Raw genomic sequence first — 20,800 nt, 5'->3', positions numbered from 1 at the left:
GGCAGTGCATGAAGGGGGCGGTCCCAGGTTGGTCGGTGCCGAGCCGCGCCCCTACGGTGGGGCGGGTGCCCCCTGGGAGGGGCTGACCGCGCTGGGGCGGGGCTCGTCGCGGGCCCCCGAGCCGCAGTGTCAGAGCTGCGTTGTTCACTGGGGTGGACCAGGTTGCACCGATGTCATTTCGCCGAAACAGGGAAGGGGAGCACGTGTCGCTCGACGAGCTGAGCACGAGCGCTTTCGCGTCGTCGTCCACCCGTGACGGGGGGCCCCCGGACGACCGCCTCCCCCCGCAGGACGTCGGCGCCGAGCAGTCCGTCCTCGGCGGCATGCTGCTGTCCAAGGACGCCATCGCCGACTGCGTGGAGCAGCTCAAGGGCACCGACTTCTACCGGCCCGCGCACGAGCTCATCTACGACGCGATCCTCGACCTCTACGGCCGCGGTGAGCCGGCCGACGCGATCACCGTCAGCGACGAGCTGACCAAGCGAGGCGACCTGACGCGCGTCGGCGGCCAGGCCTACCTCCACCAGCTCATCGCCTCCGTCCCCACGGCTGCCAACGCCGGCTACTACGCCCAGATCGTGGCCGAGCGCGCCGTGCTGCGCCGCCTCGTCGAGGCCGGCACCCGCATTGTCCAGCTCGGCTACGCCCAGGGCGGTGGTGACGTCGAGGACATCGTCAACGCCGCCCAGGCCGAGGTCTACGCCGTCGCCGACAAACGCGGCGGCGAGGACTACCACGCCATCGGCGACATCATCGAGGCCACGGTCGACGAGATCGAGATGGCCTCCGGCCGTTCCGGCGAGATGACCGGGGTGCCCACCGGCTTCACCGACTTCGACGCCCTCACCAACGGCCTGCACCCCGGCCAGATGATCGTCATCGCGGCCAGGCCGGCGATGGGAAAATCGACAATAGGCTTGGACATAGTGCGTTCGGCCGCCATCAAGCACAAGATGGCCGCCGTCGTCTTCTCACTCGAGATGAGCCGCACCGAGATCACGATGCGCCTGCTGTCGGCCGAGGCTGGCATCCAGCTGCAGCACATGCGCAAGGGCACGATGCGCGAGGAGGACTGGACGCGCCTCGCGTCGACGATGGGCCGCGTCTCAGACGCGCCACTGTTCATCGACGACTCGCCCAACATGTCGCTGATGGAGATCCGGGCCAAGTGCCGCCGGCTCAAGCAGCGCGAGAACCTCAAGCTCGTCGTCATCGACTACCTCCAGCTGATGAGCTCCGGCAAGCGCGTCGAGTCCCGCCAGCAGGAGGTCTCGGAGTTCTCGCGTGCCCTCAAGCTGCTGGCCAAGGAGCTCGAGGTCCCGGTCATCGCGATCTCCCAGCTCAACCGTGGCCCGGAGCAGCGCACCGACAAGAAGCCGGCCATGAGCGACCTGAGAGAGTCGGGCTCGATCGAGCAGGACGCCGACATGGTGGTGCTGCTCCACCGTGAGGCGGCCTACGAGAAGGACTCACCGCGCGAGGGCGAGGCTGACCTGATCGTGGCCAAGCACCGAAACGGCCCCACCGACACGATCGTCGTCGCCTTCCAGGGCCACTTCAGCCGGTTCACCAACATGGCCAACAACTTCTGACGCCGTCGCGGCGCCGACGGTGTCGCACACCACGGCACGCCTCGGGAAAAGGGGTGGCCGAGCTGCGGCGTCAGCGGCCAGTCTGGCGCGATGACGAGCAGCGACCTGTGGGACGCGGAGACGGCGGAGCGCTACGACGAGTCGTCGGCCTTCATGTTCGCGCCCGACGTCCTGGATCCCGCCGTCGACTTCCTGGCCGACCTGGCCGGCGACGGTGCCGCCCTCGAGCTCGCGATCGGGACGGGGCGCGTGGCGATACCCCTGGCCGCACGTGGCGTGGCCGTGATCGGCATCGAGCTGTCGCAACCCATGGCTGACCAGCTTCGTCGCAAGCGCAGCGACATCCCGGTTGTGGTCGGCGACATGGCGAGCACCGCTGTGCCAGGGACGTTCTCGCTCGTCTACCTCGTCTGGAACGGCCTCGGCAACCTTCGCACCCAGAGCGAGCAGGTGGCCTGCTTCCGCAACGCCGCCCGTCACCTCGCACCCGGAGGGCGGTTCGTCATCGAGCTGTGGGTTCCCGGCATCCGGCGTTTCCCGCCGGGGCAGGAGGCCGTACCCTTCCACGTCGGCGCGCACCACGTCGGTTTCGACACCTACGACATGACCACGCAGCAGGGCACGTCCCACCACTACCGAAGGCACCCCGACGGCAGCGTCACCTACGGCGCGAGCAACTTCCGCTACGTCTGGCCGGCCGAGTGCGACCTCATGGCGCAGCTCGCCGGTCTGGAGCTCGAGCGCCGCGTTGCCGACTGGACGGGCGAGCCCTTCACCACCGACAGCGAGAGCCACGTGTCCGTGTGGCGCAGGCCGGAACCCCCCAGCCGACCCCTCGAAGCCCCCGCAGGTGCGTGAGCGGGCGGCCCGGCGCGGAGGGCCCGTCACCTCAAGACCAATGACAACCGGCTCCCACGACCAACGCGCGACGCTGCACACGAGGCGGTGTGGGACCTTCGGCCCTGACCCGTCGCCCGAGTTCCGGGCAACGTGGAGTGCAGGAGGGCACGACCACGTGCCGGTGGAGGAGGGGACCACCATGCAACCGATCAAGGACGCCGCAGCCGACTTCCTGAGCCGCCAGCGCATCGCCGTCACCGGCGTGTCCCGCCACGGGGGGTCCCACGGCAGCAACGCCGTCTACCGACGGCTGAAGGAGCGCGGCTACGCGGTGTATGCCGTCAACCCGCACACCGAGCAGGTCGAGGGCGACACGGCCTACCCCGACCTGCGGTCCATCCCCGGGGGCGTGGAGGCGGTCGTCATCGGCACCCGGCCCGAGCGGGCGCAGGCGACACTGGAGGAGTGCGCGGGGTTGGGGATCACGCAGGTGTGGATGCACCGGGGACCGGGCAGCGGGAGCGTCTCGGAGGAATCCGCCGAGTGGGCTCGCGGGCACGGGATGACCGTCATCGCGGGTGGCTGTCCGCTCATGTTCGACCCGACGGCCGATCCCGGCCACAAGGTCATGCGGTGGATGTTCAGCCTCAAGGGCAACGTGCCCCGCACCACCTGAGCCCCGGCCGTGCGGAGCCCGGCGGGAGGAGGCGTCGACCGTGATCCTGTCTCCGGTCGCCGACCCGCGGCTCGTCACGATCCGCCGCGGCGGCACCCTCACCGACGATCACCACCACCGACTGGCGCTGTGGGCGGCCGCCTGCGCCGAGCACGTCCTGCCGCTGTTCGAGGCCGAGAACCCCGACGACCCGCGGCCGGGGACCGCCGTCGAGCACGCCCGTGCCTGGGTGCTGGGCGACGTCCGGATGATGGCGGCACGCGCCGCAGGTGGTCACGCCATGGGCGCCGCGCGACCGATGCGCGGCGCTGCCCGCTTCGCCGCGTATGCCGCCGGGCAGGCCGCCTGCGTGGCCCATGTCGCGGCCCACGACCTCGGCGCTGCTGCGTACGCCATCAAGGCGGCACGCGCTGCCGCACCGGCGGCCCAGGCGGACGAGGCCGCTCGGCGCGAGTGCCGCTGGCAGCGCGACCAGCTGCCCGCCGAGGTGCGCGAGCTCGTCCTCGACGACGAGCACCGACGAAACCACCTGTGCTGGGGGCTCTTCGAGGACTGAGCGCCACTCAGACGGCGGGCTCGATCCGGCGGATGTCGGTCCACCCCGTCCAGCCGCGCTCCTCGAGCAGGTCGAGGAGCCGGGCGGCACACGGGAAGGACTCGAGGAAGGTCGTGTCGAGCAGCTGGATGAGCGCCGGGCTGACCGGCGGGTAGTCGTCGTGGTCCGCGAGGCCCTCCGCGCCGGCCGCGGCCGCCTCGATGAAGGCCGCCACCCGGTCGGCCAGCTCGGGCAGCCGCGGGTCGTCGGGGCCACAGTCGACGAGGTCGCCGATGTCGAGGTAGAGCCGTCGCAGCACCGGGTCCTCGATCTGCTGCTGCTTGATCGCCATGAGGGCCGGCACCTCGTCGGGCATCTGCGCCGCGATGAGGATCCAGCTGTCTCGTTCCACCTCGACCAGGCGGTCACGGAAGCCCAACTCCCGCATACGGCGCAGGTAGGCGACAGCCTCCGGCGGCAGCGCCAGGCTGTCCCCGGCGGCCAGCGAGGCGATGCGCACGCGGTGGCGCTCCCGCTCGCGGATCTCGGCACGCAGGCGGCGGTCGATGTCCGCGACCGCCGCCGCGAACTCCTCGTCGCCGGCCGCGAGCAGCTGCTGCACCCGCGAGAGCGGCACGCCCGCCTCGGCGAGGACGCGGATCCGCACGAGCGCGACCACCGCGGCCGCGTCGTACCGCCGGTAGCCGGAGGCGTCCCGCTGCGGCTCCGGCAGCAGCCCCTTCGAGTGGTAGTGCCGAACCGTGCGTACCGTCACCCCTGCGTATGCCGCCAGCTGGCCGATCGTGAGCACCTGCCCATTCTCCTGTCCGCGGAGCCCCACGTCGCTCAGCCGAGCTTGCGGCGGTAGGTGCGTAGGGCGAGCCCGTAGGCGACGACGAGGAGGCCGAGGCACCAGGCGAGTGCCACCCACCCCTGGCTGCCCACCGGCTGTCCGGCGAAGAGGCTGCGGATCGTGTCGACGATCGGCGTGACCGGCTGGTGCTCGGCGAACCAGCGCACCGGGCCGGGCATGCCCTCCGTGGGCACGAACGCCGAGCTGACGAACGGCAGGAAGATGAGCGGGTAGGAGAAACCGCTCACCCCGTCGACGGACGTCGCGGTCAGGCCCGGGATCACGGCGAGCCAGGTGAGGGCCAGGGTGAACAACGCGAGGATGCCGGCCACCGCAAGCCAGGCGAACAGGCTTGCCCGGAACGGAACCCCATGAGCAGGGCGACCGCGACGACCAGCGTCAGGGAGACGAAGTTGGTCACGACCGAGGTGAGGACGTGGCCCCACAGCACCGCCGGCCGCGCGATCGGCATGGACTGCAGACGTTCGAAGACACCACTCGACACGTCGGTGTAGAGCCGGAAGGCGGTGTAGGCGATCCCGGACGCGATGGTGATCAGCAGGATGCCGGGCAGCAGGTAGTCGACGTAGCTGTCGCCGCTGACGCGCATCGCGCTGCCGAAGACGTAGACGAAGAGCAGGAGCATCGCGATGGGCGTGATGGCCGTGGTGATGATCGTGTCCGGGCTGCGCAGGACGTGACGCAACGACCGCTTGGTCAGGACGCGGGTGTCGCCGAGGACGTGGGGGGTCATGATGGGGCTCCTTGGTGGGTCTCGGTGTCGTGCACCTCTCGGACCTCTCGGACCTCGCCGACCTCGCGGGCGTGAGTGGGTGTGCCGTCCCCGACGATCGCGAGGAAGACCTCCTCGAGCGTCGGCTGCTTCTCGACGTACTCGACGGTGGCCGGGGGGAAGAGCCGCTTCAGCTCGGCGAGGGTGCCCTCGGCGATGATGCGGCCGTCGTGGAGGATCGCGATCCGGTCCGCGAGCTGCTCGGCCTCCTCGAGGTACTGGGTGGTCAGCAGCACCGTCGTGCCCTGCCCGGCGAGTCCGCGGATCGTCCTCCACACCTCGTTGCGGGACTGGGGGTCCAGTCCTGTCGTCGGTTCGTCGAGGACGAGGACCGGTGGGTCGCCGACGAGGCTCATTGCGATGTCCAGGCGCCGCCGCACGCCGCCCGAGTAGGTGCCGACCCGGCGGCCGCCGGCCTCGACGAGGTCGAAGCGGGACAGCAGCTCGTCGGCGACGAGGCTGGGGTGGTCGACGCGGCGCAGCTCGGCGACCAGCAGCAGGTTCTCACGGCCGGTGAGCACCTCGTCGACGGCGGCGAACTGCCCGGTCAGGCTGATGGACCCGCGCACCTCCGCAGGGTGGGTGGCAACGTCGTGCCCGTCGACCACGACCCGACCGCCGTCTGGCCTGAGCAGGGTGGAGAGGATGCGCACCGCGGTGGTCTTGCCGGCGCCGTTGGAGCCGAGCAGGGCCTGGACGGTGCCGCGAGTGACGGTCAGGTCGACGCCGTGGAGCACCGCCTGCTCGCCGTAGGACTTCGTGAGGCCACTGATCTCGATGGCGTTCTGTGTGGTCATGGCACGAGCGTCCAGCCCTGACGCTGCGTCAAGGTCAAGGGCGATCTCCGCCGGTCGTCCGCCGGTCGTCCGCCGGTCGTCCCGTCCGGCTGCGGCGGCCGGTCAGCCGATGCGCTCGGCGAGCGCCACGGTGATGCCCTCGGGCCCCCGGACGTATGCCATGCGCCACACGCCCTCGTGCTCGCCGATGCCGCCGACGAGCCCGTAGCCGTCCGAGGCCAGCCGGTCGACCACTGCCGTGAGGTCGTCGACCTCGAAGGCGATGCTACGCAGCCCCAGCTCGTTGGCCAGGGCGGCCGGGGACCCCGGCACGTGGTCGGGCCGGCTGAAGCTCGAGAGCTCCACGCAGGTCCCGCCTCCCGGCGGCTGCAGCATGACGATCCGCGTCGACGAGCCCGGGATGCCGGTCACCGTGTCGATGAACGCGCCCTCCACGGTCGCCGAGCCCTGCGTCTCCAGACCCAGCCCGACGAAGAACGCGGTCGCCGCGTCCAGGTCGGAGACGGTGATGCCCACGTGGTCGAAGCGTCGGATGGATGCCATTGGCCCATCCTCACACCGCACCGCGGCGCGGAGGGCGCGATGGCCCGGTCAGCGCGCTTGCTCGAGGACCCGCCGGCTGCCGCCCGCAGGACAGGCTCCTCGGTGGAACCCGTTGCGACGACGAGCCGCTCGATGCCCACGACGGCGGCTACGACGGCCGGGTCCTCGAGCCGACCGGTGAGGCTGCGGTCGACTCGGGCGAGGAGCAGCTGGTGGGCCTCGTCGGGACCCGCGACGCCAGTCGTGCCACGCATTCTGGCGTGGACGTACGAGGGGCCTCGGGCCACCCCTCCACGAGCAAACCCGAGACCCCACGGTGACGGCCGCGCCCTGCGGCGCAGCCATCGACGCTGACGTACCCACGAACCGCGGTGGATGACCGTTTTAGGACTGATTGTCCGATCATGTGCCCGCGCCGAAGCGCCACCGCCGTGGCCGCTCGGCCCTACGCTTCCCCTGAACCGTCGACAGGGAGCGAGGACCGGCATGGCCGACCAGGCGTACGACGACCAGCAGGGGACCCGCTTCGAGCGGGTGCGCCTGACGGGAGCCGCCTTCGAGGACGTCTATCTCGACGGTGCCCGCTTCCACGACGTCGACCTGCGGGGCGCCACCCTCCGCATGGTCGACCTGCGCGGCCTGCGGGCCCGGGACGTCTGGCTCGAGGACGTCGACATCACCGGCGACGTCGAGAACCTGCGCATCAACGGCGTCGACGTCGCGCCCTACGTCGAGGCCGAGCTCGACCGGCTCCAGCCGGACCGACCGAAGATGCGCCCGACCGACGCGGCCGGCTACCGCGAGGGGTGGGACGCCGTGGAGCGGCTCTGGGCCCAGACCGTCTCGCGTGCCCGGACCTTCCCGCCCGAGCTGCTGCACGAGCGGGTCGACGGCGAGTGGTCCTTCATCGAGACCCTGCGGCACCTCGTCTTCGCCACCGACGCCTGGGTGCGCCGGGCCCTCCTCGGTGAGCCCCGGCCCTGGCACCCGCTCGACCTGCCGCACGACGACATGCCCGACAGCCCGCCGGTGCCGCGCGACCGCGAGGCGCGGCCGGGGCTCGACGAGGTGCTCGCGCTGCGGGCCGACCGGATGGCCACCGTCCGCCGGGTCGTCGACGACCTGACCGACGAGGCGCTCGCCGGCTCCACCGAGCCGGTCCTCGAGCCCGGCTACCCCGAGCCCGAGTCCTTCGCTGTCTCGCGCATCCTGCGCACCATCCTCAACGAGGAGTGGCAGCACCGCCTCTACGCCGAGCGCGACCTCGACGCCCTTGCCGCCGCGCACGGTGTCGCGGACCGGGACCAGGCCATGCGCCAGTAGGTTCACCGGTCCAGCGGTTCACAGCCGGCTCCAACCCCGAAGGCCTATGGTGCCGGCATCACGTCGCGGGTGGCCGACGTCGGCACCGGCCGACGGCCGAAGCCCGTCTCCCGTCTGGAGGTTCCCATGGCCGATCTCGGGTGGCCGGAGCTGGCCATCATCGCCCTCGCCGTCGTGCTGCTCTTCGGCTGGAAGCGCATGCCCGACATGGCGCGCAGCCTGGGCCGCTCCGCCCGGATCTTCAAGTCCGAGATGGACGAGATGAGGACGCCCAACGCTGCCCCGCCGACGCCCGACCCGGCCACGGAGGCCGACCTCCGGGCTACCGCCGCCGAGGCCGAGGCCGCCCGCCTGCGTGAGGAGCTCGAGACGCGACGTCACGGGGCGTGACGGAGCCCGCCTGACGGCATACGTCCGCCACGGCCGGCCGGGACGGTTGACGCACCTTCCCGTGGGGCTGCGTCATGTCCGTGCTCGGACCGCCGTTCTTCGACGGCGAACCTCCGTCATCGGTCCCGCCGGCGTATGCCGTGTGCTGCCGACCGCCGCTCAGGCGACGGTGTGGATCGGGTCCTGCGGCAGCTTGCGCACCTTGGCGCGGCGACGGCGCCGCTCGGGGATCATGGTGCGCATCTCCTCCAGGCGGCCGAAGCACAGCAGGCGGTCCTCCGCCTCGAGCACGACCCGGCGCCTGGGGTTCGGGATGACGCTCGCGCCGCGGTGCAGCGTCAGCACCTGCAGGTCGCGCTCCTCGAGGCCGGAGTCGCCGATCGTCTTGCCGATGATGTCGGCACCCGCGTGCACGACCAGCTCGGCGACGCCGTAGCCGGTCGAGACGGTCAGCCGCTGCCGCACGTCGATCTCGGGGAAGGCGACCTGCCCGGCGATGTAGTCGACGATCGCGCCCGCGACGTCGAGCTCCGTCGCGGCCTCGATGCCCTCGAGGCCCGGGGAGCTGTTGACCTCCATGACGAGCGGGCCCTCGTTGCCCTCGAGCATGTCGACGCCGGCGACGCGCAGGCCCATGATCTGGGCCGAACGGACGGCGGCCTGCTCGTACTCCGGGGTCAGCTCGACCGGCTCGACGGTGCCGCCGCGGTGGACGTTGCTACGGAACTCGTCGCCCTTGGCGCGGCGGCGCATCGCGGCCACGACGCGGTCGCCGACGACGAGGGCGCGGATGTCGCGGCCCTTGCTCTCGCTGACGAAGCTCTGGATGAGGACGTTCTGGTTCGTGCTGTGCAGCGTCTCGATGATCGCCTCGGCGATCTTGATCTCCGGCGCGAGGATGACGCCGATGCCCTGCGTGCCCTCGAGCAGCTTGATGACGACGGGGGCGCCGCCGACCCGCTCGATGGCCGGCATCACGTCGGCGCGGTTGCGCACGAACGTCGTCGCCGGCATGCCGATCTGGTGGCGCGAGAGGATCTGCGCGGCGCGGAGCTTGTCGCGGGCGTTGGAGATGCCGTTCGCGGTGTTGGGCGTGTAGACGTCCATCTGCTCGAACTGCCGCACGACCGCGGTGCCGAAGTAGGTGATGGAGCTGCCGATGCGCGGCAGGATCGCGTCGTAGTCGGAGATCGGTCGCCCGCGGAACTGCAGGTCCGGCTCGGGGCCCGACAGGTCGATGGCGAAGCGGAGCGTGTTGAGCACCCGCACCTGGTGTCCGCGGTCGAGCGCGGCGGTGCGCAGGCGCTGCGTCGAGTAGGCGCGCGGCGCGCGCGAGAGGATCGCGAGTTTCATGCAGGGTCCTGCCAAGATGGGCGGGTGTCTGGGCCGGCCTATTCAAGCACTGTCGTCGGGTGGCGCGAGTGGGCCGCCATGCCGGGCATCGGGCTGCCCTTCGTCAAGGTCAAGATCGACACCGGGGCCCGCACGTCGTCGCTGCATGCCGCAGACGTCGAGGAGTTCGAGCGCGACGGCCGGCCGTGGGTGCGCTTCACCGTCCACCCCTGGCAGGACACCGACGCCGACGCACACACGGTCGAGTGTCCCGTCCACGACCGTCGGCGCGTCCGCAGCTCGTCCGGGCACGTCACGAGGCGCCTCGTCGTGCGCGTCGACCTCACCCTCGCGGGCCGTACCGTCCCCGCCGAGGTGACTCTGAGCAAGCGCGACCGGATGGGCTTCCGCATGCTCGTCGGCCGCGAGGCGCTGCGTCAGGGCTACGTCGTCGACCCGTCGCGGTCGTATGCCGGGGGCCGGCCTCCCAAGGACGTCCGCCGCCGCAACCGCGGTCACTGACCCGCGCCGGCTGCCGCCGTGCGCCAGCGGTCGCCGGTGAGGTGACCGGACGGCCGGAGAGACGCGCGCGACGGATCCGCTGACACGCGATGCCGAAAGGCGCGTGCTGCCAGCGGTGCCCACACATCCAAGGCCCTCGCGTATGCCCTCCGGCCGCCCCGCGCGCACACCCGCGGTCACGTCGTGTTTCCCCTCCCGGCAGCACCCCTAGGTTTCCCAAAGGCCCACTCGGCACCGTGACCTCAGCCAGTGTCCCGACCGAGGCAGGTGCGTCATGTCCGACTGTGAAGCGCAACACCCCGTTGCCCCCTCCGGGCAACCCCGTCCACCCCGCGGATCCCGGTGGGTCCGCCGCAGGCTGCGGTCCCGGTCCGGCGCCGGGCTCGTCGAGCAGCGTCGAGCGCGTCCCGCCGTCTCCGCCGTCTCCGTGATCGCCGTCAGCGCGGCGCTCGTGCTGCAGACGGGCGTGGCGTCCACCGCCGGCCCGGCCCCTGTCGGAGCCGGGTTCACGGTCACCGCAGGTGACCTCTCCTTCATCCTCAAGCAGATCAACATCGCCGAGCGGCACGCGGCCACGCGGACCACGGCGCAGCCCTGCGGCACGCTGCTCAACAAGCCCGGTGACGGCATACCGGATGCCGAACAGGTGCCCGACATCCTCACCTCGTACGGGCTGCGCACCGTCGACGGCTCGTGCAACAACCTCGTCGGCGGACGCGAGACGTTCGCCGCCTCCGGCGTGCCCTTCTACCGGATGGTCGCGCCGGAGTTCCGCGACGCCGAGACCGTCCCGGGACCCTTCGCCTCGCCGGCACGGCCCGCCGGCAGCTCGACGTCCTACAAGCAGAAGACCACCGGCAACGTCGTCTTCGACAGCGAGCCGCGCACCGTCAGCAACCTGATCGTCGACCAGACGGCGTCGAACCCCGCCGCCGTCGCGGCCGCCGGCAGCCCCGTCCGGTCGCAGGGCAACACGGGCGTCTTCCCGTGCGACCCCGGTGGCGACCCGGGCCCGGCCGACCCGAACGGGACGCCCGACGACTGCGTGCCCGCCGGTGAGACCCTGTCGATCCCCAACGTCACGACCGACGTCGGGCTGTCACCGCCGTTCAACGGGCTCTTCACGATCTTCGGCCAGTTCTTCGACCACGGCGTCGACCAGACGGTCAAGGGCGGCGGCACCGTCTTCGTCCCGCTCAAGGACGACGACCCGCTCGTCCTCGGCAAGGACGGCATCCTGGACACGTCCGACGACCTGCCGGCGCAGCTGCGCTTCATGGTGCTGACCCGCGGCCAGAACCAGCCCGGCGCGGACAAGATCCTGGGCACGGCCGACGACATCCAGGACGCCGACAACACCGACACTCCGCTCGTCGACCAGAGCCAGACCTACACCTCGAACCCCTCGCACCAGGCCTTCCTGCGCGAGTACGAGCTCGTCGGTGGCCGGCCTGTCGACACCGGTCGCCTGCTCGGCGGACCCAGCACGGCCAACGGGCTGCGCGGCGACGACCTGCTCAAGGGCGGCATGGCCACGTGGGCCACCGTCAAGTGGCAGGCCGAGCACGTGCTCGGGCTCCGGCTGCGCGACTCCGACGTGACCGACGTGCCCATGCTGGCCATGGATCCGTACGGCAACTTCCTCCGCGGACCGCTGCGGGGCCTGCCGCAGTACGTGACCGCCTCCGGCCTCGTCGAGGGCGACCTGGCGGCGCCGGTCGAGCCGCCCGTGGACGTCGACCACTTCCACGTGCCGTTCCTCACCGACATCGCGCACGACGCCGACCCCAGCGGCGGCAAGGTGCCCGACTCCGACACCGTCGCAGGCACCCAGCTCGACGGCCAGGCGGCCGGCACCTACGACGACGAGCTCCTCGACGCGCACTTCTGTGCCGGTGACGGACGCGTCAACGAGAACATCGCGCTGACCGCGGTGCACCAGGTCTTCCACAGCGAGCACGACCGTCTCGTCGGCTACATCGAGGGCGTGCTCGACCAGCCGGACAACGAGACGCTGCGCGACGCCTACCAGCGCGTCGACGGACCGTCCGGGTGGGGCTACGGCCAGCGGCTCTTCCAGGCCGCCCGCTTCGTCACCGAGATGGAGTACCAGCACCTCGTCTTCGAGGAGTTCGGTCGCAAGGTGCAGCCGGCGATCGACCCGTTCCACCTCTACCACTCCGACCTCGACCCGACGATCCCGGCTGAGTTCGCCCACGCCGTCTACCGGTTCGGGCACTCGATGCTCACCGAGACGATCGACCGCACCGCCCCGGTCAACGGACCCGACGGCAAGCCGCTGCACTACGACGTGTCCCTGCTCGACGGCTTCCTCAACCCGGCGGAGTTCAACCGCGACCAGGTCGGTGCGACGGTCACCTCCGAGGCGGCCGCCGGCGGCATCCTCATGGGGATGAGCGACCAGACCGGTCAGGAGATCGACGAGTTCGTCACGGACACGCTGCGCAGCAACCTGCTCGGCCTGCCCCTCGACCTCGCGACGCTCAACCTGACGCGCGCCCGATCCGAGGGCATCCCGTCGCTCAACGAGGTGCGCCGGCGGGTCTTCGCGAGCACCAACGACGGGCAGATGACTCCCTACACGAGCTGGGCCGACCTGGGCTTCAACCTCAAGCACCCGGAGTCGCTCGTCAACTTCGTCGCCGCCTACGGCCGGCACCCCAGCATCACCGGGGCCAGCGGCTACAAGGCCAAGCGCGACGCGGCCCGCGCCATCGTCGACCCGCGCCTGTCCGACCCGACCACGACGCCGCCGGTCGTCGGTGACGTGACGCCGGACGACGCTGCCGACTTCCTCAACGCCACGGGGACGTGGGACGGGCGCGACACCGGCCTCGACTCCGTGGACCTCTGGGTCGGCGGCCTCGCCGAGGCGACCGACATCAACGGCGGACTGCTCGGCCGGACCTTCAACTACGTCTTCGAGACGGCGATGACCGACCTGCAGAACGGCGACCGCTTCTACTACCTGGCACGTACGCCCGGCATGAACCTGCGCACGCAGCTGGAGTCCAACTCCTTCGCCGAGCTCGTCATGCGCAACACGGACAACACGCACACGCTCAAGCAGGACGCGTTCGCGACGGCGGACTGCAAGTTCCAGCTGGCCAACCTCGCGGGCACGCCCGCCGGCTACACCAGCTTCGGGGCGACCGTCGCCGACGACCCGTCGACCGACTGCAACGAGAACAAGCTGCTCGTGCGCGCACCGAACGGCCAGATCTCCTACCGGCTCACCAACACGGTGGACCCGGCGGGCATCAACGGCCAGTCCGTCTACAACGGCACGGTCGGGGTCGACCGCATCAAGGGCGGCATCGACAACGACACGATCCTCGGCAACGACGGGGACGACGTCCTCGACGGCAACTCCGGTGACGACGTCGTGCTGGGCGGCGACGGCGCCGACCGGATCACCGACGCCGGCGGTGCCGACGTCATCAAGGGCGGACCCGGGAACGACGTCGCGGACGCCGGCAACGGGATCGACATCATGATGGGCGGCGATGGCAAGGACTACCTCAACGGTGGCGCCAACGACAACGAGGAGTTCGGCGGCCCCGGCGACGACTTCATCATCGGGGGCCTCGGCGCCGACACCGTCTTCGGTGACGGCGGCGACGACTGGATCCAGGGCGGCTCCGGCCAGGACCTGCTCATCGGCGACCACGCCGCACCGTTCTTCGACGACCCCGCCGAGTCGAGCCCCGGGCACGACGTCTTCGTCGGCCAGGTCGGTGAGAACGACTACGACGCCGAGGGCGGCGACGACATCATGGCGCAGAACTCATTCGTCGACCGCAACGCCGGCGCGGGCGGCTTCGACTGGGCCATCCACCAGTACGACACCGTCGGCGCCGACGACGACCTCTCGATCAACAACAACCTCGGTCCGCTGCCCATCCAGGTGGTCGTCAACCGGGACCGTTGGCAGGAGGTCGAGGCGGACTCCGGCTCGGAGCGCGACGACGTCATCCGCGGCAACGACGACGTGCCCGGCACGATCGGCGGCGGTGGCTTCACCGGGTGCAACGCGCTCGACGCCGCCGGCGTCGCCCGCATCGCGGGTCTCGGCGATCTCGTCACGACCCTGCCGCGCCCGCTCGCGGGTGTGGTCGCCGGGTCTGCTGCGGGCTCCTGCCCGCTCACGGGCAACGTCTGGGCGGAGGGCAACATCCTGCTCGGCGGTGGCGGCAGCGACACGATCACCGGTCGGGGCGCCGACGACATCATCGACGGCGACCGCTGGCTCGGCGTGCGCATCAGCGTGCGCGCCAACGCCGACGGGACCGGCGCCGAGATCGGGTCGACCGACCTGCTCGAGCGTCCCTACCTCGCAGGGAGCTCCAAGACCCTGCAGGCGGCCCTGCTCGACGGCAGCGTCGACGTCGGCCAGCTCGTCGTCAAGCGCGAGATCCGGCCCGCTCCGGCCGGTGACACCGGGACGGACACCGCCGTCTTCCTCGCCCCGTTCGACGCCTACACGATCGCCCCCCAGGCGAACGGCAGTGTCGTCGTGACTCAGACGGGCCCGGTCAACGCCGGCGTCCAGAAGGCGTCGGACGGTGTCGACACCCTGTGGAACATCGAGCAGCTGCGCTTCACCAACGCCGACGGCTCGGTGCAGACGGTCGCCATCGCGGCGCCGCCGGCCCCGGCGGCTCCGACGGCAGCGCTGACCGGCACCGCCGGCCAGGCACGGGTGACGTTCGCGGCCCCCGCACCGGGTGCCGCGACGGCGGCGGTCACGTCGTTCGACGTGCGCGCCCTCGACGGCGCCACCGAGGCGCAGCTCGTCACCGGTGTCGGCCCGACGGCCACCTCGGCCGTCGTGACCGGACTGACGGCGGGACGCACCTACGCCTTCCAGGTGCGGGCGCGGAACGTGTTCGGCGTCGGTGAGTGGTCCCCGAGCTCGGCGGCCCTGACGCTCCCGGGCGCCCCGTCGGAACCGACCGGTGTCGTGGGGACGGCCGGCAACGGCCAGGTCGCCCTGACGTGGGTCGCCCCGACCTCGACGGGCGGCTCGGCCCTCACCGGCTACGTCGTGCAGGTCATCACGGGCACGACCGTCGTGCGCCAGGTGACCCTCACCGGCACGGCCACGTCGACGACGATCACCGGGCTGGCCAACGGGACGGCCTACACCTTCCGCGTGGCGGCGATCAACGGCGCCGGGCCGGGGGTGCTGTCCGCTCCGTCGGCGGCGGTCACGCCGCGCACGGTCCCCGGTGCCCCGACCGGGGTGGCGGGCACCCGCGGCAACGCACAGGTTGCCCTGAGGTGGGTGGCGCCGGTGAGCAACGGTGGATCGGCGATCACCGGCTACACCGTTCAGGTCATCACCGGCACGACCGTCCAGCGCACGGTGACCCTCACCGGCACAGCCACGTCGACGACGATCACCGGGCTGACCAACGGGACGGCCTACACGTTCCGCGTCGCGGCCCGCAACGTCGCCGGCCAGGGCGCGTTCTCGACCACGTCGGCGGCCGTCACCCCGGCGTCCGCGCCGACGGCAGCACCGGGCGGCGTCGTCGCCACGAGCGGTGCTGTCAACGGCGCGATCACGGCGAGCGTCAGGTGGAACGGGCTCGGGGCCGCGTCCAACGGTGGCTCGGCGGTCACCGGCTACCGGATCCAGGTGTTCCGGGTCGGGGGCACGGCCCCCGGACTGGTGTCGACGATCACGGTCGGTGCGGCGGCGAGGACGGCAACCTTGACGGGGGTCGTCGCGCGCAACACCAACGTGCGGTTCGCGGTGGCGGCGATCAACGCGGTCGGGACCGGGCCGGCGTCGCCGGTCTCCAACACGGTGGTCGCGAGGTGAGGTGGTGACCCCCGCCCAGTCCCGCTGACGGGACCGAGACCGCTCCATGCCGACAGTGCCCCGGGCTACCCCCCCGCCCGGGGCACTGTCCATGCCGTTGAGGATCCGGTATGCGTGCAGCTGCCTTCGCGCGGTCAGGCGGAGGCGGCGTGGAGAGCGAGGAGGCGGGCTTCGGCGTCCGCGTCCATCGGGCTGCCGGCGCGGTTGCCCGGCCGCTCGGGCAGCCCCTCCCGCCGCAGCCAGGCCCACGTGTCGGCCACCGTCTCGGGCATCGGCCGGCAGCGCAGCCCGGCTGCGGCAGCGGCCGCCGTGTCGAGGGAGTGCAGGCCGGCCAGCTCACCGGTCGGCGGCACCCAGATCGGCAGCTCGGTCCACGGCTCGACGCCAGCTGCCTCCACCGTCTCCGGCTCGACCCAGACGAGCTCGGCGTCGCTGCCGGTGACGCGCCGCGCCTCGTCGAGCAGCGCGCCGATGGTCGTGTGCCCGGGCCGGCTCACGGTGTTGAAGGTCCCGACCGGCCGGGAGCCGAGCACCCACTCGGCGATGTCCCGGCAGTCGACGTACTGCAGCGGCCGCTGGTAGGGCCCCGGTGCCGGCACGCGCCCACCCGCCGCGATCCGATTGAGCCAGAACGGCATCCGGCCGACGATCTCGTAGGGGCCGAGGATCAGGCCGGCTCGCGCGATCGCCACGCCACCGTCGAAGCTGTCGAGCACGGCCAGCTCGCCTCCGCGTTTGGCAGCCGCGTAGTCCGCCGCGTCGACGGAGGTGGGCTGCCCGTTCACGACCGGGGAGCTCTCGTCCGACCCCGGCGCGATCGGCCACGTGTAGACCGAGCACGACGAGATGTAGGTGTAGTGCCGGGCGCGACCGCTCAGCAGGCGGGCCGACGTCTGCACCGCGACCGGGGCCGCGGACCACGTGTCGACGACGGCGTCCCACTCGTCGTGGCCGAGCGCTGCGCGCATCGCCTCGTCGTCGAGCCGGTCTGCGTGCCGCGCCTCGGCTCCCGCGACCGGGGTCCCCGTCAGCCCCCGTGTCACCGTGGTGACCTCGTCGCCACGCGCGATCGCAGCCTCGACGAACGCACGGCCGACGTGGTGGGTCCCTCCGAGCACGAGCAGTCTCATGGGCACGATCCTCGCCGGGGGACGGCGTCCTGCCAAGCACATCCGCTCTCGGCGTGACCGGCCAGGATCACGCGGAGGAGGTCCCGCGGGGAGCGGTAGCCCGAGCCCTGGGCCACTCGTGCGCGGTCGCGGTCGCGGTGGTGGTCGCGGTTGTGTCGTGGGTGTTCTGGAGCGAGCCGGACGTCCGGGTCGTGGGGCGTCCGCGATCGACCCGGCATACGATGCGAAGATCCCCAGCCCACGAAGGAGTGGCCCGTGCCCCGCGACCTCGCCCCCGACCTCGTCGAGCGCCTCACGAAGGCGTTCGAGGCCGACCCCACCGCCCGCCTGCTGCAGAACGCCGTCACGACGACGTCGGTCGACGACATCGCGCTCGACCGCCGCGTCGTCACGAGCATCGACCACTCCGTGTCGCACCTGCTCGACGACTGGGCCGCCACGTCGCAGGAGAAGAGCGGCCGCTGCTGGCTCTTCGCCGGCACCAACCTGCTCCGCGCCGGCGCCCGCGAGAAGCTCGGGGTCAAGGACTTCGAGTTCTCGCAGAACCACCTGCTGTTCTGGGACAAGTTCGAGAAGGCCAACCACTGGCTCGAGTCGATCATCGCCACGGCCGACCGCGACGTCGACGACCGCACGGTCGCGCACCTGCTCGCCACCCCGGCCGAGGACGGCGGGCAGTGGAACATGTTCGTCGCACTCGTGGTCAAGCACGGCCTCGTGCCCAAGGTCGCGATGCCCGAGACGAAGAGCTCGAGCGACACCCGCCTGATGAACCGCGACCTCGGCACGATGCTGCGCCAGGGCGCCCGTGACCTGCGGGCCCGCGCCGCCGACGGCTCCGACGTCAACGAGCTGCGCGAGGCCAAGGAGCAGGTGCTCGCCTCGGTGCACCGCCTGCTGTGCATCCACCTCGGCACGCCGCCCGAGACGTTCGTGTGGCAGTGGAAGGACAAGGACGGCACCTTCCACCGCGACGGCGCGATGACCCCGCTCGAGTTCGCGGAGCGCTACGTCACGGTCCCGCTCGAGGACTACGTCTGCCTCGTCAACGACCCGCGACCGAGCAGCCCCTACGGCCGCACCTTCACGGTCGAGCACCTCGGCAACGTCGTCGGCGCCCCGCCGGTGACCTACCTCAACGTCGAGCCAGACCTGATGAAGTCCCTCGCGGCCAAGGCGATCGTCGGCGGCGAGCCGGTCTGGTTCGGCTGCGACACCGGCCAGATGTCGCACGCCGACCTGGGCCTGTGGGACGCCGCCCTCTTCGACCACGCGTCGATCTACGGCACCGAGCCGAGCCTCGGCAAGGCCGACCGCCTGCTGCACCACGAGTCGCTCATGACGCACGCCATGCTCTTCACCGGCGTCGACCTGCACGACGACGTCCCGCGGCGCTGGCGCGTCGAGAACAGCTGGGGCACCGAGCGCGGCGACAAGGGCTTCATGACGATGAACGACAGCTGGTTCGCCGAGTTCGTCTTCGAGATCGCCGTACGCCGTGACGCCCTCCCGGCGCAGCTGCAGGAGGCGCTCGGCCAGGACCCGATCGTCCTGCCCGCCTGGGACCCGATGGGAGCGCTCGCGCTTTGAGCGGGACGCCTTCGACCGCCACCCAGCAGGCCACGACCCCCGGGCCGGCGACGGATGCCGACGTGCCGGCATACGTCGCCTCCCTCGGGCTGCCGGGGCTCGCGGACGTCCACGTGCACTTCCTGCCCGAGTCGATGCAGCGCAAGGTGTGGGGCTACTTCGACGAGGCGGAGAGGCACTACGGCGCGCCGTGGCCGGTCGCCTACCGGCTCGAGGAGGAGCAGCGGCTCGAGACCCTGCGAGCCCTCGGGCTCAAGGCGATTCCGGCGCTCGCCTACCCGCACAAGCCCGGGATGGCGCAGTGGCTCAACGAGTGGTGCGCCGACTTCGCGGCCCGGGTTCCGGATGCCGTGCACTGTGCCACGTTCTATCCCGAGCCCGGCGTCGGGGAGTACGTCGCGTCAGCCCTCGACGCGGGCGCCCGCCTGTTCAAGATGCACGTGCAGGTCGGCGACTTCACCCCGGACGACGAGCGACTTGAGCCGGCATGGACGCGGCTGGAGTCAGCGGGTGTGCCGGTGGTCGTCCACGCCGGTTCGGCCCCGCTGCAGGGGCGGCACACGGGGCCGGACGCGGTGCGCGAGGTGCTGCGCCGCCACCCTGACCTCGTGCTCGTCATCGCCCACCTCGGCATGCCGGAGTACCACGAGTTCGCCGACCTGGCAGACGAGTTCGCCGGTGTGCACCTTGACACGACGATGAACGGCACCGACTTCACGAACCGCTTCGCGCCCTTCCCCGAGGGCTACGCCGAGCGTCTCGCCGGGCTGCGTGACCGGGTGGTGCTGGGCTCGGACTTCCCGAGCATCCCCTACCCCTATGCGCACCAGCTCGAGTCCCTGGCCCGCCTCGAGCTCGGCGACGACTGGATGCGAGCCGTCCTGTGGCACAACGGCGCTCGCCTCCTCGGCCTGTCCACGGCCTGAACTGCGCGGGGCTCAGCGCAGATGGGTCGCGAGGAAGGCCTCGGTGCGGCGGATCGAGGTGTCCCACTGGGGTGATGCCAGCGTGTGGCGCCCGCCGGGGTAGACGTCCAGCTGCACCGACTTGCCCTTCGCCTTCAGGGCGGCCACCGTCTCGCGCGACCAGGCGAGCGGACAGTCCTCGTCGGCCGTGCCGTGGTGGATCAGGAGGGGCTCGGTGATGCGGCCGAAGTACGTCCGCGGGCTCGTCGTGGCCCACGTCGCCGGTTGCGCCTCCGGGGTGCCGAGGCGCGCGATGACGTCCCTGGCCGCGGCGGCGCGTGAGCTGTCCCGGCGCACCCACTTGTCGAAGTTGTCGACCGTGTCCGAGCTCACCGGCGCATACGCCACCGCCGCCCTGAACAGTCCGGGCCGCGCGACGAGGGCGCTCAGCACGACCCCGCCACCCATCGAGCGCCCGATGAGGGCGATGCGGCCCCGGTCGACGAACGGCGCCTTGTCCAGGGCCAGCCCGGCGTTGATCGCATCGACGGTGTAGCCCGTGCGGAGGTTGGCGTCGTTGCCCGGGTCGCGGCTGGACTGGGCGTGGTTGCGGTAGTCGATGTGCAGCGTCACGTAGCCGTGGCGGGCGAGGTGGTCGCGTTCGCGCAGCATCGTCTCGCCGTTCGTGTACGCGGCCGGGTCGACGTAGCCGTGCGCCAGCACGACGGCCGGGAAGGGGCCCGTCCCGCGCGGGATGTTGATGCGGCCGGAGACCGTCAGGCCGTTGCTGTCGTAGCTGACGAAGTACTGCCGGTACGCGTTCGTGCTGCCTCCCTCGCGCCCGAGCCTCAGGTTGCCGCCGACGTAGCGCATCGCGATGAGCGCCGGGACCGACGCCGGGTCGGGCTTGGGTGCAGGCGTGGCGGTCGGGCTCGGTGAGGTTGAAGGAGTTGCCGACGGGGGCGCTGGCACCGCGGTCGGATCGGTGGTCGGAGAGGTGGCTGGACCGGTGCCGTATGCCGTCCGCGACGTCGCGCCGGCACCCTCCGTCGCGCTCGGGGCGGCGGTGCAGGCACCAAGAACGAGGACTGTGGCAACGGCGGCGAGGGCTGCGCGCGCAGACGGCAT

General features: G+C 71.6%; 16 protein-coding genes and 1 pseudogene. 10 read left to right on the top strand and 7 right to left on the bottom strand.

Annotated elements, in window-relative coordinates; translation table 11 throughout:
- Positions 1-203 precede the first annotated feature (203 nt).
- From dnaB to LQK93_RS08400, 4 genes are all read left to right on the top strand, one after another.
- Complete coding sequence (gene dnaB, locus LQK93_RS08415; RefSeq protein WP_343994877.1) at positions 204-1,592, top strand: replicative DNA helicase; 1,389 nt, start codon at positions 204-206, stop codon at positions 1,590-1,592.
- A gap of 90 nt (positions 1,593-1,682) precedes the next feature.
- The gene (locus LQK93_RS08410) at positions 1,683-2,450 is read left to right on the top strand and encodes a class I SAM-dependent DNA methyltransferase (protein ID WP_374971090.1); all 768 of its coding nucleotides are present in this window, start codon (positions 1,683-1,685) and stop codon (positions 2,448-2,450) included.
- A 181-nt stretch (positions 2,451-2,631) separates the two neighbouring features.
- Positions 2,632-3,108, top strand: a complete 477-nt coding sequence (locus LQK93_RS08405) for a CoA-binding protein (protein ID WP_374971089.1) — start codon at positions 2,632-2,634, stop codon at positions 3,106-3,108.
- Between the two features lie 40 nt (positions 3,109-3,148).
- The gene (locus tag LQK93_RS08400; protein ID WP_374971088.1) at positions 3,149-3,664 is read left to right on the top strand and encodes a putative immunity protein; all 516 of its coding nucleotides are present in this window, start codon (positions 3,149-3,151) and stop codon (positions 3,662-3,664) included.
- Between the two features lie 7 nt (positions 3,665-3,671).
- Here LQK93_RS08400 and LQK93_RS08395 read toward each other — a convergent pair whose 3' ends face one another.
- From LQK93_RS08395 to LQK93_RS08380, 4 genes and pseudogenes are all read right to left on the bottom strand, one after another.
- Positions 3,672-4,454, bottom strand: coding sequence for a MerR family transcriptional regulator (locus LQK93_RS08395; RefSeq protein ID WP_374971087.1), 783 nt, complete (start codon positions 4,452-4,454; stop codon positions 3,672-3,674).
- Positions 4,455-4,489: 35 nt separating this feature from the next.
- A pseudogene (locus LQK93_RS08390) lies at positions 4,490-5,250 on the bottom strand (ABC transporter permease).
- On the bottom strand, positions 5,247-6,086 hold the full coding sequence (locus LQK93_RS08385; protein WP_374971086.1) for an ABC transporter ATP-binding protein: 840 nt from the start codon (positions 6,084-6,086) through the stop codon (positions 5,247-5,249). The pseudogene LQK93_RS08390 and the gene LQK93_RS08385 overlap by 4 nt, the downstream one beginning before the upstream one ends.
- A gap of 102 nt (positions 6,087-6,188) precedes the next feature.
- On the bottom strand, positions 6,189-6,629 hold the full coding sequence (locus tag LQK93_RS08380) for a VOC family protein (RefSeq protein ID WP_374971085.1): 441 nt from the start codon (positions 6,627-6,629) through the stop codon (positions 6,189-6,191).
- Between the two features lie 486 nt (positions 6,630-7,115).
- Between LQK93_RS08380 and LQK93_RS08375 the strand changes: the two genes are divergently transcribed.
- A complete protein-coding gene (locus LQK93_RS08375) occupies positions 7,116-7,952 on the top strand; it encodes a DinB family protein (RefSeq protein ID WP_374971084.1) in 837 nt (278 codons plus the stop codon).
- 126 nt (positions 7,953-8,078) lie between these two features.
- Positions 8,079-8,342, top strand: a complete 264-nt coding sequence (gene tatA / locus LQK93_RS08370) for a Sec-independent protein translocase subunit TatA (RefSeq protein ID WP_374971083.1) — start codon at positions 8,079-8,081, stop codon at positions 8,340-8,342.
- Between the two features lie 159 nt (positions 8,343-8,501).
- Here the strand turns inward: tatA and LQK93_RS08365 are convergent, their stop codons facing one another.
- Entirely contained in the window at positions 8,502-9,695 is a 1,194-nt protein-coding gene (locus LQK93_RS08365) for a RimK family alpha-L-glutamate ligase (protein WP_374971082.1), read from the bottom strand.
- A 24-nt stretch (positions 9,696-9,719) separates the two neighbouring features.
- Between LQK93_RS08365 and LQK93_RS08360 the strand changes: the two genes are divergently transcribed.
- Positions 9,720-10,196: an ATP-dependent zinc protease gene (locus LQK93_RS08360; protein WP_374971081.1), complete on the top strand. Its 477-nt coding sequence runs from the start codon at positions 9,720-9,722 to the stop codon at positions 10,194-10,196.
- Between the two features lie 427 nt (positions 10,197-10,623).
- Positions 10,624-16,047 carry a peroxidase family protein gene (locus LQK93_RS08355; protein ID WP_374971080.1) on the top strand — a complete coding sequence of 1,808 codons (5,424 nt, stop codon included), beginning with the start codon at positions 10,624-10,626 and terminating at the stop codon, positions 16,045-16,047.
- A gap of 134 nt (positions 16,048-16,181) precedes the next feature.
- Here the strand turns inward: LQK93_RS08355 and LQK93_RS08350 are convergent, their stop codons facing one another.
- Entirely contained in the window at positions 16,182-17,177 is a 996-nt protein-coding gene (locus tag LQK93_RS08350; RefSeq protein WP_374971079.1) for an NAD-dependent epimerase/dehydratase family protein, read from the bottom strand.
- 255 nt (positions 17,178-17,432) lie between these two features.
- Here LQK93_RS08350 and LQK93_RS08345 point away from each other — a divergent pair, with 255 nt between their 5' ends.
- On the top strand, positions 17,433-18,767 hold the full coding sequence (locus LQK93_RS08345) for an aminopeptidase C (protein WP_374971078.1): 1,335 nt from the start codon (positions 17,433-17,435) through the stop codon (positions 18,765-18,767).
- Complete coding sequence (locus LQK93_RS08340) at positions 18,764-19,693, top strand: amidohydrolase family protein (RefSeq protein ID WP_374971077.1); 930 nt, start codon at positions 18,764-18,766, stop codon at positions 19,691-19,693. Before LQK93_RS08345 ends, LQK93_RS08340 begins: the two co-directional genes overlap by 4 nt.
- Positions 19,694-19,705: 12 nt before the next feature.
- Here LQK93_RS08340 and LQK93_RS08335 read toward each other — a convergent pair whose 3' ends face one another.
- The gene (locus LQK93_RS08335; protein WP_374971076.1) at positions 19,706-20,800 is read right to left on the bottom strand and encodes an alpha/beta fold hydrolase; all 1,095 of its coding nucleotides are present in this window, start codon (positions 20,798-20,800) and stop codon (positions 19,706-19,708) included.

Origin of the sequence: Terrabacter sp. BE26 (genome assembly GCF_041941675.1) — a bacterium.
Lineage (GTDB): Bacteria > Actinomycetota > Actinomycetes > Actinomycetales > Dermatophilaceae > Terrabacter.
The sequence above is the reverse complement of the archived record's forward strand: the minus strand, read 5'-3'. Positions and strand labels throughout refer to the sequence as shown.

Coding starts and splice junctions, on each gene's coding strand:
- LQK93_RS08410 (WP_374971090.1), top strand. CDS start 1,683: ATGACGAGCAGCGACCTGTGGGACGCGGAGACGGCGGAGCGCTACGAC.
- tatA (WP_374971083.1), top strand. CDS start 8,079: ATGGCCGATCTCGGGTGGCCGGAGCTGGCCATCATCGCCCTCGCCGTC.
- LQK93_RS08385 (WP_374971086.1), bottom strand. CDS start 6,086: ATGACCACACAGAACGCCATCGAGATCAGTGGCCTCACGAAGTCCTAC.
- LQK93_RS08365 (WP_374971082.1), bottom strand. CDS start 9,695: ATGAAACTCGCGATCCTCTCGCGCGCGCCGCGCGCCTACTCGACGCAG.
- LQK93_RS08335 (WP_374971076.1), bottom strand. CDS start 20,800: ATGCCGTCTGCGCGCGCAGCCCTCGCCGCCGTTGCCACAGTCCTCGTT.
- LQK93_RS08405 (WP_374971089.1), top strand. CDS start 2,632: ATGCAACCGATCAAGGACGCCGCAGCCGACTTCCTGAGCCGCCAGCGC.
- LQK93_RS08380 (WP_374971085.1), bottom strand. CDS start 6,629: ATGGCATCCATCCGACGCTTCGACCACGTGGGCATCACCGTCTCCGAC.
- LQK93_RS08350 (WP_374971079.1), bottom strand. CDS start 17,177: ATGAGACTGCTCGTGCTCGGAGGGACCCACCACGTCGGCCGTGCGTTC.
- LQK93_RS08375 (WP_374971084.1), top strand. CDS start 7,116: ATGGCCGACCAGGCGTACGACGACCAGCAGGGGACCCGCTTCGAGCGG.